Source organism: Neisseria sp. P0009.S007 (genome assembly GCF_051962515.1).
The window spans coordinates 1-909 of record NZ_JBQCVF010000650.1 but is presented as its reverse complement, the minus strand read 5'-3'; the positions used below and the strand labels follow the sequence as shown (position 1 = coordinate 909).

The 909-nt window shown below is 38.6% G+C and carries 1 protein-coding gene; it reads left to right on the top strand.

Features of this window, described 5'->3' with window-relative positions:
• On the top strand, positions 1-736 hold a 736-nt coding region (locus tag ACTHS3_RS15430; RefSeq protein ID WP_440368429.1), incomplete at its 5' end, for a type VI secretion system accessory protein TagJ.
• Positions 737-909 lie beyond the last annotated feature (173 nt).

Here is a 909-nt window from a genome sequence, read left to right as displayed (position 1 = left end):
GATTCAATATCGGTGTCTCTGCGCAAAATGGGAACAGGCTTTAAAACAGATTGGGCAATACCAAAAACTCTTTCCCGATACTCAAAAGCCCCTGATGCTCTACCTTATTGAAAATATTTCTGCTGAAATACGTCGCCAAGCAGTCTTGGAAACACAGCAAAAACCCAAAACTCTAGAACAGCACGCAAGTAAACTTGATATTCTTCAAAAGCAACTCTCTTTAGTTGCCCATGTTTCAGAACAGAAAAACAAGGCTCTTGTCGATGATTATACTGTGTTATCTGAGAATATAGACGGCTCCCCCGTACATATTACTTACCTTTTAGCAGATAAATCAGTTTCTGAAATTGATGGCGACTGGATTATGGATGGAGACGTGCGCACCGCCTTCGTTTATGAATATTTCTATCAAGGTCACTATTACTGGCAAACATGGGATTCTATTGAAAATATTTCTTTTAAGGCTCCAAGTTCCTTACTGGACATCATCTGGAGAGCGTCTGAAATTAAATTTACTAATGGTGAGTGTATTCAATGTACTAGTCCTGCTCGCTATACTGTTATGCCTGGTGAGGAAACAGCATGGTCAGATCTGCTAATGAAGTGCTCACAAACTGACTGGATTGAAATAGTAGAGCAACTCTTTACAGGAGTTGGTCAAAAAACTTTGTATACCGATAACCATGATTTTGGCCTTTTAGATATTCGTAATATTAGATTTGAACAAAATCATTAAAATCTATCCATCCTTCAAACTCAGCAATTAAACATGTCGCAATTCAAAAATCAACTGTTACCCACTTTATTTGACAGACTAACAGATGAAGAACCGCGCAGAAAAAAAGAGGCACGCTCCGATCAGGTCATTAATCTTGATCAATATCGGCAAGCAGTACTGCGTGATATTCT